Genomic DNA, 15558 nt, shown 5'->3' on the forward strand with positions numbered 1-15558 from the left:
AAGATATTTTTATCTTAACCGAAGGGGTACAGAATTTATGGAATTAATGGATGTTATTAAAGCGCGCCGCAGCGTGCGCAAATATCAGGATAAACCCGTAGAGCGGGAAAAAATAAACGCCTGCCTGGAAGCGGCCCGGCTGGCGCCGTCGGCCTGCAATTCGCAGCCGTGGCATTATATTGTGATTGACGACCCGAAAGTAAAAGAAGCCTTCTGCAAAGAAGCGTTTTCCGGCGTATATGCAATGACGAAATTTGCCGAAAAAGCCCCCGTGCTCATTGCCGCAGTGTCGGACAAAGGCTCTTTTACCAGCCGGCTGGGCAATTTCTTCCGCCGAACGGAATTTTACTTGGTAGACCAAGGCATCTCCGGCGAGCATTTGGTGCTGCGCGCGCAGGATTTGGGGTTGGGAACCTGCTGGATCGGCTGGTTAAATTCCGACAAGGCGGAAAAATTTTTCCACCTGCCCAAAGGCAAAAAAATCGAACACTTGATTGCCCTGGGATACCCCGCCGAAGAACCGGCCCCGCGCCCGCGCGAAACGCTGGAGCATATTGTCAGCTATAACGAATACAAATAAACAAAATCCCGCAAAAAAGGCTCCTTCTAAGGAGCCTTTTTTATTTTTCAAACTTTTCTTTAAACCACTTAATTACCCAATCGGGTTTGTAATCAATAATTTTTTTATTGTGCCGGGTATAGCTTTCCGGCGGGGCAAAAAGTTGTTTTTCCCGCGGCAAATGCGGATAGATATAGTTGGTAACCACCTCTATATTGGGATACCACAAATTGTGCACCTTTTTGTCTATCCAGTGCTGCAGGCCCAAGTTGGGCAGCTGCATCCCCGCGGAAGCCGCCCAAAATACGGAATTGACCGCAATCACGTACAGCGGAAACTCGCCCTTGAGAATAGACAAGAACTGCCACGTCTGGTTAATGGCCAGTTTCTTAATATCAATTTCCAAATAGTCCGGGTTGTCCGTGGGGCCGCCTTTGGTAACACTCATGACGAAATAGCCTTCTTGAATAAGCCCCTGTGCCAAGGCCTTCATATGCGGATACGCGTAATTAGACCCGCGGGAATCCAACTGCAAAAACACAATACCTTTCTTGCCCTGCGCCCCGCGGCGCGCCCGGGCCAAATAATCCGCCACCGCCGGGGCAATGTCCTTGGCAAAATACATCACGGGCGCCGGCACCCGTTCGGGCACAGGCAGGGAAAACGTCTCAAACAAATTGGTGACGCGGTGTCCGACGTGCACGCCGTAATCGTAATAAACGGGAACGGCCAAAAAGCCTTCCGGAATGTCTTTAAAGGCATCCGAATAATCGTAATTTTTCCAAATCAGCGGGTGCCGGGTGCCGTTAAAATAGAACACTTTTTCAAAGTTCGGGTTTTCCGCCAATAATTTGCCCACCAACGGGGAGTTGTTGCGGTCAAACTGGGCCCCCACATAGGCGTAAAACGGCAAACGCGGAAATTTTTGCTTTAAAGCGGCCAGCATGGGCGTGGTGTATAGGTAGTCGCCGATTCCCATAAAAAAAATCAATGCCACACCTTTTACGTTGGGGTTAGCCGCAAGGGCTTTTTGCAAATCGTAATAGACGTGTTCGTGGCGGTAAAGCGGGCGGCAAATGCGGTACCAATTTTTGTCCATCGGCAGCGTTTCTTTTACGGATGCAACCGGTTGGTGTTTGCGGTCAAACTGATACCATACGGGAGTAGGGGTATGAATAAAAAAGAAAATTTTATGCCACAGCCAGCGCAACGTTTCGTACGCCACGCACAGCGGGCGGAAAGAATAAATCCAATGCTTTAGAGACATAGATAAATTATATAAATTCGCACCGAAGGCGGCAAAAGAATTGATAAAAAATAAAAACCCCGCTTGTTGGCAAGCGGGGTAATGGGATGACAAAAGAATTATTGATAGTTCTGCGTACCGGCAACGGGCTTGACGTTAATGGCCGTGAAGAAATCGTCGCACGAACCCCCTTGGCAGTTCCAGAAAATGGAACCGCTGGGCATATCCGATTCCGCCTCGTTTTTTACAAACACCCGGTAAGCCTCAAAATTGCCTTCTTTGTCCGCTACGGTAGCCGCGCAGTTGCGGGTTCCCAACTGGTTCACACCAAATATCCAGTTTTTGGTTTCGGCCGTTACTTTCACGTCCAAATCCGACAGGCTGGTCGGGCAGGTGCGGTAGGTGGTTGCATAAATGGCCGCTGCGTCCAAAATGTTTTTGGTAGTTACCACCGCTTCCGCCGCGCGGGCTCTTTCTACCGATTTTTCATACTGCGGCAACGCCACAGACGACAAAATGCCAATAATCAACACCACAACCAGCAGTTCAATTAACGTAAAACCCTGTTTCATCGTTCTTCTCCTTATCCAATAAAATCTATTTAATAGTATAACAAAAATACCGCACAAAACAACCGCCCCTCGTAACCGAAGGGCGGCTGTATTTTGTCAGAAAGGCGGGTCATTTATCCAGGTTTACCAGTTCGTACTGGTCGTTTCCCATGCCCATTTCTTTCATATAAGACAGCTGTCTAAGCCCTTTGCGCGATTCAATGCGTTCCTTTAAATCGTGCGATTCTTCATCCGGCAGGGCATACACCATATCTACGGAAGCTTGGTCTACCGCTAAAATATCCGTAGAGGCCAAAATACCCACGTTGCGGGTTTTGGGGGCGGCGGCGGAAGTGCCGGCGCAGTCGCAGTCCACGGACATATTGCGAAGCACGTTGATATAGACGATGTTTTTGCCAAAATGGTCGGTTACGGCTTTACCGCCTTCCACCATGTGTTCCATAAACAGTTCTTTATTGGCGCGCCATAAATCGGCGCCGTTGCTGCCGTGCTGCATAGCCTTGCCTACTTTGGCGTCCGCACAGCCAATGGCGATGTTTTTAAGCGAACCGCCAAACCCGCCCATCGTATGGCCTTTAAAATGCGTCAGCACCACCATGGAATCGTAATTCAGCAAATTCTTGCCTACGGACATTTCTTTAAAGTGCTTGCCACCTTTAATGGGCAGCATCACCGCGCCGTCCGCGTCCATAATATCCACTTCGCAAAAATCCCAGCCGTTGGTTTTAATGGTTTGGCGGTGCAGTTCAGTGGTGTGGCGGCCGCCTTCATAAAGCGTGTTGGTTTCCACCAAATTGCTGTTGGGAATATGCTGTTGGAGCGCTTTTACCATTTCCCGCGGGATAATGTTGGGGCCGTGCGGCTCGCCGGTATGTACCTTAATGGCCACCTTTCCGTGTATATTTTCGGAGATTTTATCGTAAATTTTTACGAGTCCCTCCGGGCTGATGTCCGAAGTGAAATAGACAATTGACTTTTGCGCCGGAGCTTCGGTTTTAACCGGCGCGGAACCGTTAGACCCGCACGCCGCCAAAAAGACACCCGCCGCCAGACACGACATCACTGCTGGTTTAAATGCCATTTGCAACCCTCCTTTTAAATCACTGGCCGCCGCATACCGCGGACGGCAATGCTTGTATTATAGCAACTGGAGCAAACTCCAAGTCAAGCAAAATTTCAACCGCAAAACAGGCCCGCAAGACGGCTGTTTTGAAAAAGAAAATTTTATTTACCGAGCGGTAAAAAACGGTTTGCCAAATACAGGCCAAAGTTATACAATATATACAGGCCGGAGCGTTTCTCCGGGCTGGCGTGTTTTACGCACGCTTCAAGACCGTTTTAATTTACGCAAAAGGAGACTTCTCTATTATGGCTAAACTAGTTGCTATGGACGGCAACGGCGCAGTATCCCACGTCGCCCATGCCACCAACGAAGTAATCGCTATTTACCCGATTACCCCGTCTTCCACGATGGGCGAAATCTGTGACGCCAAGAGCGCCAAAGGCGAAACCAACATCTGGGGCAACGTCCCGTCCGTAAGCGAGCTGCAGTCCGAAGGCGGCGCTTCCGGTGCGGTGCACGGTTCGCTGACCGCCGGCGCGCTGACCACTACCTTTACCGCTTCTCAGGGTTTACTCTTGATGATCCCGAATATGTACAAAATCGCCGGCGAACTGACGCCCACCGTGTTCCACGTGTCTGCGCGCGCCATCGCCACCACGGCTTTGTCTATTTTCGGCGACCACTCGGACGTGATGTCCGTCCGCCAGACCGGCTGGGCCATGCTCTGCTCCGACAACCCGCAGGAAGCTATGGATATGGCGCTCATCGCCCAAGCCTCCACCCTGCGCGCCCGCGTGCCGTTTGTTCACTTCTTTGACGGTTTCCGCACCAGCCACGAACTGAACATGGTGGAACCCTTAACCAAAGAACAAATGCACGAAATGATTGATGACAAACTGGTGGCCGAACACAAGGCCCGCGGCCTCAACCCGGAACACCCCACCGTGCGCGGTACCGCCGCCAACCCGGATGTATATTTCCAGGAACGCGAAGCCGTCAACAAATTCTACAACGCCGTGCCCGGCATTGTGAAAGAAGAAATGGCCAAATTTGAAAAAATCACCGGCCGCCACTACGAGCTGTTCCAATACGTAGGCGACGCCGATGCCGAACGCTTAATCGTGATTATGGGTTCCGGCGCGGACGTAGCCCAGAACGCCGTGGAAGCCATGCAAGGCCAAAAAGTGGGCGTGCTGAAAGTAAAACTGTTCCGCCCCTTCTCCATTGCGGATTTTGTAAAAGCCATTCCGGCCACCGTCAAAAAAGTAGCGGTCATGGACCGCACCAAAGAACCCGGCGCCTTGGGCGAACCCTTGTTCCAAGACGTTTGCGCCGCGTTCCTGACGGCCGAAGCCAAAGCCAAATTCCCCACAACCCCGCTCATCATCGGCGGCCGCTACGGAATCGGCTCCAAAGACTTTACGCCTTCTCACGTCAAAGCCGTGTTTGACAACCTGGCCGCCAAAGAACCCAAGAAAGAGTTCACCGTCGGCATCAAAGACGATTTGACCAACCTCTCTCTGCCCGAAACCAAACTGGAAAACAAAGCCGCCAACGATATTTTCGCCGCGCTGTTCTACGGTTTGGGTTCCGACGGCACCGTAGGCGCCAACAAAAACACGATGAAAATCATCAGCGCCAACGGTTTCTTTGCCCAAGGGTACTTCGTCTACGACTCCAAAAAATCCGGCTCTATGACGACCTCCCACATCCGCTTCGGCAAAAAATACATCCGCGCGCCGTACCTCATCCAATCGGCGGACTTTATCGGCGTGCATATGTTTGACTTCTTGGATAAATACGACGTGCTCGGCAAAGCCAAAGAAGGAGCCACGGTACTCATCAACTCGCCGTACAACGCCCAGGAAGTGTGGAACCACTTAACCGCCGAAGTACAGAAAATCATCATTGACCGCAAGCTCAAAGTGTACGTGATTGACGCTTCCGAAATTGCGCTCAAAACCGGTATGGGCAGCCGCACCAACACCATTATGCAGACGGCTTTCTTCGGCATTGCGGGCGTCATCCCGACCGACAAAGCCATCGCCGACATTAAAGAAGCCATCAAGAAAACCTATTCCAAAAAAGGCGAAGAAGTGGTGCAGAAGAACTACAAAGCGGTAGACGCCGCTCTGGCGGGATTGCAAGAAGTAAAATATCCGGCTGAAGTAACCTCTAAACTGCACACCAAAGCCCCGGTTCCGGCCGAAGCCCCCGCGTTTGTGAAAGACGTGTTGGGCGAAATGATTGCCGGCCGCGGCGATAATCTGCCCACCTCCGCCATGCCGGAAGGCGGCGTGTATCCGACGGGTACCACCCAGTACGAAAAACGCAACATCGCCATCATGGTGCCGCAATGGGATCCCAATACGTGTATCCAGTGCGGTTTCTGCTCGATGGTCTGCCCGCATGCGGCCATCCGCATTAAAGCCTACGACGGCGCGGAACTGAAGAACGCTCCGAAAACCTTCAAATCCGCCGACGGCAAAGCCGACTTGGCCGGCCTCAAATTCACCGTTCAAGTAGCGGTGGAAGACTGCACCGGCTGCGGCGCCTGCGTATTCAACTGCCCGGCTAAGAATAAAGAAAACCCGGAAAAGAAAGCCATCAATATGGTGCACCAGCTGGACGTGCGCGAAAACGAAATCGACAACTACGCTTTCTTCCTGGGCCTCAAACAAGCCGAAGTAAAAACCAAAAAAGAATCCGTAAAAGGTTCTCAGATGAGAAAACCCTTGTTTGAGTTCTCCGGCGCCTGCGCGGGCTGCGGCGAAACACCGTACGTAAAACTTTTGACGCAGCTGTTCGGCGACCGCTTGGCCATTGCCAACGCGACCGGCTGCTCCTCCATTTACGGCGGCAACCTGCCCACCACGCCTTACTGCAAACGCGAAGACGGCAAAGGCCCGGCGTGGTCTAACTCCTTGTTTGAAGACAACGCCGAATTCGGCTTGGGTATGCGCTTGGCGTTTGACCAGCTCAACCACGACGCCAAAGCCTTGCTGACCAGCGCCAAAGAAGGCGGTCTGAAAGAACATGCCTCTTTGATTGACGCCATTTTGAATGCAGACCAGTCCACCGACGCGGGCGTAGAAGCCCAGCGCAAGAACGTGGCCGACCTCAAAGCCGTCTTGGAAAAAGGCGCCGAAAAAGGCTGCGAAGAATGCAAACGCCTGCTGAGCCTGGCGGACTACTTGGTTAAGAAATCCGTCTGGATCTTGGGCGGCGACGGCTGGGCCTACGATATCGGCTACGGCGGGTTGGATCACGTCCTCGCCAGCGGCAAGAACATCAAAATCTTGGTGCTGGATACGGAAGTGTACTCCAACACCGGCGGCCAGATGTCCAAAGCTACGCCTTTGGGCGCCAAAGCCTTGTTTGCGGCGGGCGGCAAAACCATGCCGAAGAAAGACCTCGGTATGATTGCCATGACCTACGGCAACATCTATGTAGCGCAGGTAGCCATGGGCGCCAACATGAACCAGACCATCCAAGCCTTGGCGGAAGCCGATGCTTACGACGGCCCGGCGTTGGTAATTGCCTACTCGCACTGCATTGCGCACGGGATTGATATGTCCAAGGGTATGGGCGAAGCCAAACGCGCCGTACAAGCCGGCCGCTGGATCCTGTACCGCTTCAACCCCGAAGCCCGCTACGAAGGCAAGAACCCCCTGCATGTGGACAGCCCGCTGGGCGAACCCACCTTGCCGTTAGTGGACTACATGAGCGGCGAAAACCGCTTCAAAGGCTTGATGAGAGACAACCCGGAACTGGCGAAAGAACTTATTAAACGCGCCGAATCCGAATACGCTTGGAGACGCGACCTGTACAAACAACTGGCCGCGATGCAGCCGGCGGAAAAGGTTGTAAAATAGTTTAAAGCCACACAAAAAACCCCAGCCGCAAGGCTGGGGTTTTTTGTTGAGAAGATCCATTCTAAAACGGATAATAATCAGTTCCTTGTATCGTGCTTGGGGATTGTCCATTACTTAAATTCCGACAAAAAGACAAACCTTTGTCCGTTTGCGCCATACACCACCTCCCCGTAGAAGGAATGGTCGTATGATCCACCTCTCCGGACTGGTTTATAGTCGGAGAAATGACTACTAACCCATAATTGTCTTCTTTGTCCATTGCAATGGGGGCAGCCAACCAACCATATGTAAAATTTTTGGTTTCCGGCACTCCATTCTCTTTCAATAGGCCTTCAAACCCTTCCATCACAGTATCCGTGTTTCCGCAATCGGCAATACTGCCTCCGTTGGCAAGCATGCACATATCAACATTGTCGGCCATTTTTCTTAATATTTCCATAGCCTCCGTTACGCGTGCTTTCATTACCGCTTTCTCATACTGCGGAAACGCCACCGCAGCCAAAATACCGATAATTAACACCACTACTAAGAGCTCTATAAGCGTAAATCCGGCGTTTTTCCCGCCAAAGAATGATTTTTGATAAATTTTGTCCATACGCAAAATTTATCAAAAAGAGAAAAACGAGTCAAGCACGTAACAGCGAAGTCTTTCCCCATAAACAAGGCCTCCGGTTATCGTACCAAAGGCCTTTGTCATAAAAAAGAATCTATTTTTATTTAATCAAACAGATACAAACTGTTTTCCCCCCACCGGCTGGAGGGAGTTTGTTTTTGGGTCAGATATTTACACCATTCTTCCGCTTCCGTATTGCCGGTTTTCGCTCCGCAATAGCGGTTTTTGCTGGCCAGGGTAATGTAATAAATCAGTTGAGGTTCCTTCGTGGAAGTACAGGCCACAAAACTGGCCCCGGACGGATTTAAATTGGCGGTGGAAGCAAACATACAGCGCATACCCGATTTTTGCATCGCATACACGCGGCCATCAGCAGTGGTCAGATAGGGTTTCATATCGGCTGGGAGCGTCACATCCAGCGCATTAAAATCAAACGAATAGATACCATTGGCCATTTTGTACACTTCCTGTGCGTGTAAAATGGTTTCCGCCATCGTTTGTAGGTTGGAAAACCGTGCTTTTTTAACGGCTTTCTCATACTGCGGAACCGCCACCGCGGCCAAGATACCAATAATTAATACCACTACTAAAAGCTCTATAAGCGTAAATCCTGCGTTTTTCCCGCCGAAGAATGATTTTTGATAAATTTTGTCCATACGCAAAATTTATCAAAAAAAAAAAACGAGTCAAGGGACTCCGCTTGTTCACTCAACATCCTCTCCTTTTCCAAGAGATGCTTCCTGCGGCCGGCCGTACCTGCCGGGTCGGAAACAATCCTTCATTTTCTTATATCCGCCCCCGCCGCCAATCCAATAGCAAACGGCCAAAAGACCTAGCTGGCAATAGGTCTTTTTCCCCTTGTTTTGCCTACGGGGATGTATTAAAGTATAAAAAAGGAGGGGTACCCCATGCGTCAATTACTTTTGGTGTCTATTATCTTGCTCACATTTCTTAGCCCGGTATATGCCCAGCTGAAACCCACGCGCGGCCTGATTAAAGCGCTTACTTCCACGCCGGCCGCCGCCCCTTCCAAAACCGTTTCCAAAGCCCTTCCCAAGGCGGCCGCCACTTCGTGGGGCATCGAGGGTATGCGCTCTACGGATGAAATGGAAGCTTTGTACTGCCCGCCGGCAGCGGTGCAGGAATCCTTTCGCTGTTCGCCTCAAGCCGTCATTCTGGATAAATACGATCAAATGTTCAACTACGGGGCGCCGCTTGTCAGCGCGGTAGAAATTCCCTCTCCGGAAAGAGCCCTCTATATTAAACAAGCCCGCGCGGCGCTGATGGCTCCGTTTCCCGATATTACCCCCACCGACCATTTGGTTCATTACTACAAACTAAGCTCCGCCTTGGTAGGCCAATACCAAGACCTGTACCAGCAGATTTACCAATTTCACCTCTATATCCTCAAACGGCTGAAATTTTCCTTGGCTTCCAGCGCCCCTCAATGGACGCCTACGGAAAAACAAGAATTTGACGCCGAACTGACCCAGGTAGACACCGCCGTGCAAGATATGCTGGCGCATATGGGCGGCTTAGACCCCGCATTGGAACGGATTATGACGGACATTCAATGGAGCCGGGAATTAATTTCCAATATGCCGGGCCAGTTTGTACTGCAGGATATCAAACGCACCGAGCCTTTTAACCTGAACCAATACTGCCTGTTTTCCGCACCGGGCATGTCGCCGCGCCACGCCATCCGCAACGATGATTTGTTTTTTAATCCGGCGCTGGCCCGCCAAACGGCCGAACAATTCTGCAGCCAGCTGCCGGCCAATTTGAAAGTGGCCGTGCTCAACGATTCCCCGCGCTACACGGGCCAATATGAAAACTGGACGCAGGAAGGCGTTTTTACAAACGGGCTGACGGTAAGCACTTTTCTGTCGGTCAACGACTTTTTGCGTGTTCACCGTCAACAGCCTTTTGACATCATCCTGACGGATTACTTCATCCCGGGCGGCGGCGGGAACCTGCTGGTAAAATTGCTTCGCTCCGAGCGGGATTTTACCCCCGTCATTCTCCATTCTTACGCCGGAGAAGGGCACAATGCCTGGGAAATAACCCGCCCGAAAGAATCGCTTCAGAAAGAATATAACCTGGGCTATGACGCATTCTTGCCCACCAACGACGATTTCTTCTCTTCCCGCGGCTATCTGTACATTTTAGAAGGCCTGCGCAATTTTTATGCGGCCCAAAAGCTGCGCCCGCAGCGCAGATGATTTTTTCCTGCCGGATGTTCCGTTTTTGCTAAAATAAGAGAAATCCAGCAGGAGAAGCTATGAAAACGATCCGCACCGCCGTTATCGGCTTTGGCTTTATGGGCAAAACCCATACCTGTGCCTATCAAGCCCTTCCTTTTTTTTATGAACCGCCTTTTACCGTTCAGTTGGCCGCCGTATGCGCCCGCACTTATGAACACGCCCAAGCCGCCTGCCAACGCTACGGGTTTGAACGGGCGGCCAGGAATATAGACGACATTTTGGCGCTTCCCGATATAGATGTAATTGATATTTGTACGCCAAACGCCCTGCATGCACCAGCGATTTTAAAAGCGTTGGACGCAAAAAAACACATTTATTGCGAGAAACCCGTGGCTTGCGGCCCCGCGGAAACCCGCCGGATTTTGGCCCACCCGAACTTAAATAAAGTCATCACCCAGACCGTATTTAATAACCGTTTTTTTCCGGCCGCCAAGCTGGCCAAGCAATTTATGCAGGAAAACCGATTAGGCAAAATCCTTTCTTTTCGGGCCCGTATGATTTCGCCTTCCCACGTAAATGCCGCCACGCCCATTCGCTGGCGCCAAACCCGCCAAACTGCCGGCGGCGGCGTACTGTATGACTTGGGAGCCCACATCATGGATTTGCTTACCTGGTTGGCGGGCCCCGTAAAAAGCGTGTATACCAAAACGCAAACCGCCTACGCCCAACGCCCCGACGGAAAAGGCGGCCTGGCTGACGTAGACACCGACGACGCCGCCTACGCCGTCGTAACCCTGGCCAACGGCGCCGTGGGTACCGCCGAAGCCAGCAAACTGGCCAGCGGCACCAATACCGATTTGTATATTGAAATTCACGGCGACAAAGGCGCTTTGAAAATAGATTTTATGGACGCCAACTGGCTCTATTTTTATGACGCGGCCGCCCCCTACAAAGGCTACACCCGCATTGAAACCGTTCAAAATTACGCTCAGGCGCATCCTTTCCCGCCGGTACGCCACCCGCTGGGCTGGCTGCGCGGGCATGTGGACGCGCTGTATGAATTTTTATGCGCCGTGGCGCAAAACCGCCCGGCCAGCCCGTCGCTTGCCGAAGGGCTGTACGTACAAAGCGTGCTAGACGCGATGTATCAATCCGCTTTGGAAAACAAGGAAATTATCTTATGAAAAAAATAGCCGTTCTTTTAACGGCCCTGGTAGTGATTTACCTAGCGGCCGATTATCACGTGCAGCGTATGCATCAGCTGGGGGCCAAATTGGTGCAAGACGCCTACCGTGGCGACTTGTTGGCCGTTAAAGAAGATTTAGAACAGGGCGCACCGCCCGAATATGAACTATATTTGCAGGATCTCTCCCGTGGATACGGCGGGGTGCAGTTTACCGTGTTGCAGGCGGCCGCCTCCAGCGGAAATGAGGACTTGATCAACTTTTTGCTTAACGAAGGTTTTTACATAGACTATCCCACCCCGCAAGGGTGGACGCCGCTTTTTATTGCCGTGCGGGACGGGCAGGCCGAGGCCGCCAAATTACTCATCTACCGAAACGCCGAACTAAACGCCCAGACCGACCGCGGCGCCACCGCCCTGATGATGGCCCTCACGCAAAAATTTCCGTCCGAAAAAGCGCGCGAAGATTTACTGCTTTATCTGCTAAAACGCGGGGCCAACCCCAACCTGCAAGACACCTCCGGCCATACGGCGCTTTATTATGCGGCCGTCCTGCAAAATGAAAAAGCGGCCGCCTTGCTCTATGAATACGGCGCCGCTCCGGATGAAGAAGAAAAAGCGCAAATCCGAAAATTGCTGAGCGGCAAAAAAGACGCGGCCGCCAAGAAAATTCTCCGGCTGCTAAAACGCCATCCCCAACCGGTTTCCGCCAAAAAAGAATAAAAAAATCCCGGCGAAAAACTCGCCGGGATTTTAATTGCGTTTTTTATTTAATTTCTACCGTATAGGTGATATCTTCGCGCAGGCTGTTGTGCACCGGGCAGCTTTGGGCGGCGCGGGCATAGAACTTTTTCTGCTCGTCCGTTAACGAGGCCGGAAATACAAACGACAGCGCCATGCTGGTTACGCGGCTGTGTTTTTCGTCAAACCCCGGGGTTACATGCAGTTCCGTTCCGGTTACGTTTTCCCCCCGTTTGGACGCCATAAACCCCACCATCGTCAGCATGCAGGCGCCCAGCGCGGCCGCCAGCAATTCGCCGGGCTGCATATCTTCCCGCGGGTCTAAATAAGCGGAGCGAACTTCGCCCGTTTTTCCTTCCAATACGCTTTTGGTTTGTAAATTATCCCCCAATACTGTTTTAATTGCCATAATCTTCTCCTGTGTAATAATTTGCGGGAAATTCCCGCTTGAACTAACGCACTTCAACCGTTATTTTTACGTCTTCCCGCAGCGTTTGATGCACCGGGCAGGCGTTTACGGCCGTCTGGTAAAACTTCTTTTGTTCCGGCGTAAAATGCGCCGGGAACGTAATTTTCAGTACAAATTCTCCCACGCGGCGCGGATTTTGCGCCATTCTTTTTTCTATCTCCACGCGCGCGCCTTCAAATTGCTCCTTGCGGGTCGCGGCCATTTTGCCCATAATCGTCAGCACGCAGGACGCAAACGCCGCCGCCAGCAAATCCGTGGGCGAAAAACGGCGGCCTTTGCCCCCGTTGTCCGGCGGCAAATCCGTCTGAATGGTGCTCCCCGTCGGGCCGTGTACCAGCTCGGTTTCGCCGTCGCCGGTATAAGTGCAAGTAATTGCGGTCATACAAATCTCCTGTAAAAAACGCCCGCCGGACAGCGGCGGACGCTTTTATATTAACTAATCTGAGCCAGCTTCGTAAACAGATCTTTCTGTTCTTTGCTTAGCGTACGCGGCACGTCTATCGTCAGCGTGACATACAGGCTTCCTCTGGCGCTTAAACCTTTGCCGCTTAATTTCAATTTTTTGCCGTTATGCGTTCCGGCCGGCACTTTGACCTTTACCGGGCCGTCCAGCGTGGGCACGAAAATCGTTCCGCCCAAGGCGGCCGTCCACGGCATAATGATGACCGGCACGTGCAAATCTTCCCCTTCCAGGCGGAACATTGCATGCGGGCGGATTTTAACGATTAAATACAAATCGCCGTTTCCCCGCCGCGTGGGGTTGCCCATTCCTTTTAATTTGATTTTTTTGCCTTCGCTCACGCCCGCCGGCAATTTGACGGTAACCGTGCGGCCGTTGGGAAGCGTCATCTGCATATTGCCGCCGCGGTGAGCGTCTTCCATATTCAAGGCCAGTTCGGCTTCCACGTCGCCTGCGGCTTGGCCCGAAGCGGCCGTGCGGCCGAAATTTTGGCCGAATCCGCCAAAACCGCCGCCGCCCATTCCGCCAAAAATGCTTTGAAAGAAATCGCTGAAATCTCCGCCGGAAAAGGCTTCCGCGCCGCTGTTGCCGGCAAATCCGGAAAAACCGCCGCCGTTGCCTCCGTAGGAGTATTGTTGGTATTGCTGGTAGGGATTGCCCCCGCCGTACGAAGAAGAAGAACGCGCACGGGACGAAGCACCCCCGCCGCGGGTATAGTCTTGATAGCCTTGCTCGCCCACCTGGTCGTAAATGGTGCGTTTTTGTTTGTCGGACAAAACGGTGTAGGCCTCGTTGATATCTTTAAATTTTTCGGTCATTTTGGCCTTTTCCGATTCCGGATGCAAGTCCGGGTGATATTTGCGGGCCATGGTCTTAAACGCTTTTTTGATTTCAGCGTCCGTGGCGTTTTTGTTCACGCCGAGAATTTTGTAATAATCCTTATATTCAGCCATAACTCCCCCTTTCCAGTTACCATTTTATATAATTTTTATAGGTTCGTACTATGTTGCTTACATCCCAATCCCACAAAACGCCGCTTCAATTACTGCTCACGACGGAGGCCTTCTCGTCTCTGACGAATCAGTTTATGCAAATTTTACTGCCGTGGTATATTCTCTCCACCACCGGCAGCGTTTTGTGGACGGGTGTGGTGGGGTTCTGTGCGCTGCTGCCCAACATCTTTTCTTCCCTGTTTGGCGCACCGGTAATAGACAAACTCGGCCGCTCCAAAACCATGCTTTCCTGCGAAGTCATTCAATTGGTACTGCTGGGGATGATTCCCGTGTTAATCGCCTGCGGAAGGGACTGGCCATGGCTGATCGGGATGATCATTTTTTTAAGCTCGTTTTTTGACGCGCCCGGCCAGTTGGCGCGCACGGCGCTCTCGCCCACGTTTTCGCGCTATGCGGACGTGCCGTTATCCAAAACCTCCGGCATTATTGAAGCGTTTGACGGCATTATGTCCGTGGTGGGGCCGTTGCTGGGCGGCGCCATTATCGCCTTATACGGTCTGTTGGCGGCGTGGATAGTATGTGCGGCATTTTGTATGGTTATTGTAACGCTGTGCATCGTGGTTTTTACAAACCGCCGCCCGCGCCAGCTGCATCCCGTGGCTTCGTACCGGGAAGTAACGGCCCACCTGCGGGCAGACCGCAGCCTGTGGGAGCCCATTTTGTTTACCATTCCCACTTTTATTTTGGGCCAATCCTGGGAGCTGATTCTGCTGCCTACTTATATTTATGAACACGGGTTTAATTCCGTTTATTTGGGCTTTCTGGGGGCGGCGTTTGGCTTGGGTGCGTTTGCCGGCGCCCTGTGTTTTGCGGCTCTGTCTAAAAAATTTACGTTTTTTAAGTTACTAACGCTTAATTATTTGGGATATTTGGTTTCGGTGTTAGTGCTTTATTTTCATTTGCCCACCCCCATTGTGCTGGCGGCCACGGCCGCGTGCGGCATTCCGTTCGGCGCGTTTGGGGCGATGATTATCAGCATTATCCTGCTGCGCACCCCGCCGCCCTACCGCAGTAAAATGCTGGGCCTGTATGCCACGGCTACCTACACGGTGGAAAGTTTGTGCGTGCTGGGGCTGGCGGCCCTGATCCAAGCGGCTGGCTTGCAAAATACCTTGCTGTGCGTGAGCGGAGTATTTTTCGGCTTGGTAATAATTAGCATATGGGCCCGCAGAAAAGATGATTTTTGGACTGTTTTATCGTCGGTAAATAAAAAGTATTTACAAAACAAAACAGATTTACTACAATAATTAGGTAGTAAGAATAATCCGTTTTAAGAAAACAGATTTTTCCCCGATAGCTCAATGGTGGAGCGACCGGCTGTTAACCGGTAGGTTGTAGGTTCGAGCCCTACTCGGGGAGCATTTAGAAGAGCGCCTAACGGCGCTCTTTTTTTCGTCTAGAAGCCCTCTTTTTGTCATTTTCTCCATCGGAGAATTAAACACGCGGCTCGCGCGGAAAAAGCGGACACACGCAGAACGTGTGCCAGCAACATGTCAGCCGGGAGAACAAGTGCAATAATCTTTGCACTCCGGGGGTTATAATAAGAACAGGAGCCGCTTA

14 protein-coding genes and 1 tRNA gene are annotated in these 15558 nt (G+C 51.8%); 7 read left to right on the plus strand and 8 right to left on the minus strand.

Features of this window, described 5'->3' with window-relative positions:
• The first annotated feature begins 37 nt into the window (after nt 1–37).
• The gene (locus B5F75_RS04730) at nt 38–580 is read left to right on the plus strand and encodes a nitroreductase family protein (RefSeq protein WP_087288487.1); all 543 of its coding nucleotides are present in this window, start codon (nt 38–40) and stop codon (nt 578–580) included.
• A gap of 40 nt (nt 581–620) precedes the next feature.
• Here the strand turns inward: B5F75_RS04730 and B5F75_RS04735 are convergent, their stop codons facing one another.
• The 3 genes from B5F75_RS04735 to B5F75_RS04745 form a co-directional block, all read right to left on the minus strand.
• A complete protein-coding gene (locus tag B5F75_RS04735) occupies nt 621–1826 on the minus strand; it encodes a glycosyltransferase family 9 protein (protein ID WP_143351256.1) in 1206 nt (401 codons plus the stop codon).
• A 98-nt stretch (nt 1827–1924) separates the two neighbouring features.
• Nucleotides 1925–2377, minus strand: coding sequence for a type IV pilin protein (locus tag B5F75_RS04740; protein ID WP_087288491.1), 453 nt, complete (start codon nt 2375–2377; stop codon nt 1925–1927).
• Nucleotides 2378–2486: 109 nt separating this feature from the next.
• Nucleotides 2487–3458 carry a DUF362 domain-containing protein gene (locus tag B5F75_RS04745; protein WP_087288493.1) on the minus strand — a complete coding sequence of 324 codons (972 nt, stop codon included), beginning with the start codon at nt 3456–3458 and terminating at the stop codon, nt 2487–2489.
• A gap of 287 nt (nt 3459–3745) precedes the next feature.
• On the opposite strand from B5F75_RS04745, the gene nifJ reads away from it, so the two are divergent.
• Nucleotides 3746–7315 (plus strand): pyruvate:ferredoxin (flavodoxin) oxidoreductase, encoded by a 3570-nt coding sequence (gene nifJ / locus B5F75_RS04750; protein WP_087288495.1) that lies wholly within the window; start codon nt 3746–3748, stop codon nt 7313–7315.
• A gap of 61 nt (nt 7316–7376) precedes the next feature.
• Here the strand turns inward: nifJ and B5F75_RS07710 are convergent, their stop codons facing one another.
• Together B5F75_RS07710 and B5F75_RS07715 are read right to left on the minus strand one after the other, a co-directional pair.
• Nucleotides 7377–7910 (minus strand): type IV pilin protein, encoded by a 534-nt coding sequence (locus B5F75_RS07710; protein WP_087288497.1) that lies wholly within the window; start codon nt 7908–7910, stop codon nt 7377–7379.
• A 122-nt stretch (nt 7911–8032) separates the two neighbouring features.
• Nucleotides 8033–8584, minus strand: a complete 552-nt coding sequence (locus B5F75_RS07715; protein WP_275531907.1) for a type IV pilin protein — start codon at nt 8582–8584, stop codon at nt 8033–8035.
• A gap of 252 nt (nt 8585–8836) precedes the next feature.
• On the opposite strand from B5F75_RS07715, the gene B5F75_RS04765 reads away from it, so the two are divergent.
• Genes B5F75_RS04765 through B5F75_RS04775 form a run of 3 tightly spaced genes read left to right on the plus strand, consistent with a single transcriptional unit; the run spans nt 8837 to nt 12038 of the window.
• Entirely contained in the window at nt 8837–10150 is a 1314-nt protein-coding gene (locus B5F75_RS04765) for a response regulator (protein ID WP_087288499.1), read from the plus strand.
• A gap of 59 nt (nt 10151–10209) precedes the next feature.
• Nucleotides 10210–11316: a Gfo/Idh/MocA family protein gene (locus B5F75_RS04770; protein WP_087288501.1), complete on the plus strand. Its 1107-nt coding sequence runs from the start codon at nt 10210–10212 to the stop codon at nt 11314–11316.
• Nucleotides 11313–12038, plus strand: coding sequence for an ankyrin repeat domain-containing protein (locus tag B5F75_RS04775; protein WP_158093778.1), 726 nt, complete (start codon nt 11313–11315; stop codon nt 12036–12038). The genes B5F75_RS04770 and B5F75_RS04775 overlap by 4 nt, the downstream gene beginning before the upstream one ends.
• A gap of 43 nt (nt 12039–12081) precedes the next feature.
• Here the strand turns inward: B5F75_RS04775 and B5F75_RS04780 are convergent, their stop codons facing one another.
• The 3 genes from B5F75_RS04780 to B5F75_RS07720 are packed head-to-tail and all read right to left on the minus strand — an operon-like array spanning nt 12082 to nt 13938.
• Nucleotides 12082–12465 (minus strand): OsmC family protein, encoded by a 384-nt coding sequence (locus B5F75_RS04780; RefSeq protein ID WP_087288503.1) that lies wholly within the window; start codon nt 12463–12465, stop codon nt 12082–12084.
• A 43-nt stretch (nt 12466–12508) separates the two neighbouring features.
• A complete protein-coding gene (locus tag B5F75_RS04785) occupies nt 12509–12907 on the minus strand; it encodes an OsmC family protein (protein ID WP_087288505.1) in 399 nt (132 codons plus the stop codon).
• Between the two features lie 50 nt (nt 12908–12957).
• Nucleotides 12958–13938 carry a DnaJ C-terminal domain-containing protein gene (locus B5F75_RS07720; RefSeq protein WP_087288507.1) on the minus strand — a complete coding sequence of 327 codons (981 nt, stop codon included), beginning with the start codon at nt 13936–13938 and terminating at the stop codon, nt 12958–12960.
• A 50-nt stretch (nt 13939–13988) separates the two neighbouring features.
• Here B5F75_RS07720 and B5F75_RS04795 point away from each other — a divergent pair, with 50 nt between their 5' ends.
• Entirely contained in the window at nt 13989–15245 is a 1257-nt protein-coding gene (locus tag B5F75_RS04795) for an MFS transporter (protein ID WP_087288511.1), read from the plus strand.
• A 40-nt stretch (nt 15246–15285) separates the two neighbouring features.
• Nucleotides 15286–15357, plus strand: a tRNA-Asn gene (locus B5F75_RS04800).
• Nucleotides 15358–15558 lie beyond the last annotated feature (201 nt).

Origin of the sequence: Elusimicrobium sp. An273 (genome assembly GCF_002159705.1) — a bacterium.
Lineage (GTDB): Bacteria > Elusimicrobiota > Elusimicrobia > Elusimicrobiales > Elusimicrobiaceae > Avelusimicrobium > Avelusimicrobium gallicola.

Bases quoted from the DNA above. Each gene is read 5' to 3' on its own strand.
- B5F75_RS04730 (WP_087288487.1), top strand. From the start codon at position 38: ATGGAATTAATGGATGTTATTAAAGCGCGCCGCAGCGTGCGCAAATAT.
- B5F75_RS04735 (WP_143351256.1), bottom strand. From the start codon at position 1,826: ATGTCTCTAAAGCATTGGATTTATTCTTTCCGCCCGCTGTGCGTGGCG.
- B5F75_RS04740 (WP_087288491.1), bottom strand. From the start codon at position 2,377: ATGAAACAGGGTTTTACGTTAATTGAACTGCTGGTTGTGGTGTTGATT.
- B5F75_RS04745 (WP_087288493.1), bottom strand. From the start codon at position 3,458: ATGGCATTTAAACCAGCAGTGATGTCGTGTCTGGCGGCGGGTGTCTTT.
- nifJ (WP_087288495.1), top strand. From the start codon at position 3,746: ATGGCTAAACTAGTTGCTATGGACGGCAACGGCGCAGTATCCCACGTC.
- B5F75_RS07710 (WP_087288497.1), bottom strand. From the start codon at position 7,910: ATGGACAAAATTTATCAAAAATCATTCTTTGGCGGGAAAAACGCCGGA.
- B5F75_RS07715 (WP_275531907.1), bottom strand. From the start codon at position 8,584: ATGGACAAAATTTATCAAAAATCATTCTTCGGCGGGAAAAACGCAGGA.
- B5F75_RS04765 (WP_087288499.1), top strand. From the start codon at position 8,837: ATGCGTCAATTACTTTTGGTGTCTATTATCTTGCTCACATTTCTTAGC.
- B5F75_RS04770 (WP_087288501.1), top strand. From the start codon at position 10,210: ATGAAAACGATCCGCACCGCCGTTATCGGCTTTGGCTTTATGGGCAAA.
- B5F75_RS04775 (WP_158093778.1), top strand. From the start codon at position 11,313: ATGAAAAAAATAGCCGTTCTTTTAACGGCCCTGGTAGTGATTTACCTA.
- B5F75_RS04780 (WP_087288503.1), bottom strand. From the start codon at position 12,465: ATGGCAATTAAAACAGTATTGGGGGATAATTTACAAACCAAAAGCGTA.
- B5F75_RS04785 (WP_087288505.1), bottom strand. From the start codon at position 12,907: ATGACCGCAATTACTTGCACTTATACCGGCGACGGCGAAACCGAGCTG.
- B5F75_RS07720 (WP_087288507.1), bottom strand. From the start codon at position 13,938: ATGGCTGAATATAAGGATTATTACAAAATTCTCGGCGTGAACAAAAAC.
- B5F75_RS04795 (WP_087288511.1), top strand. From the start codon at position 13,989: ATGTTGCTTACATCCCAATCCCACAAAACGCCGCTTCAATTACTGCTC.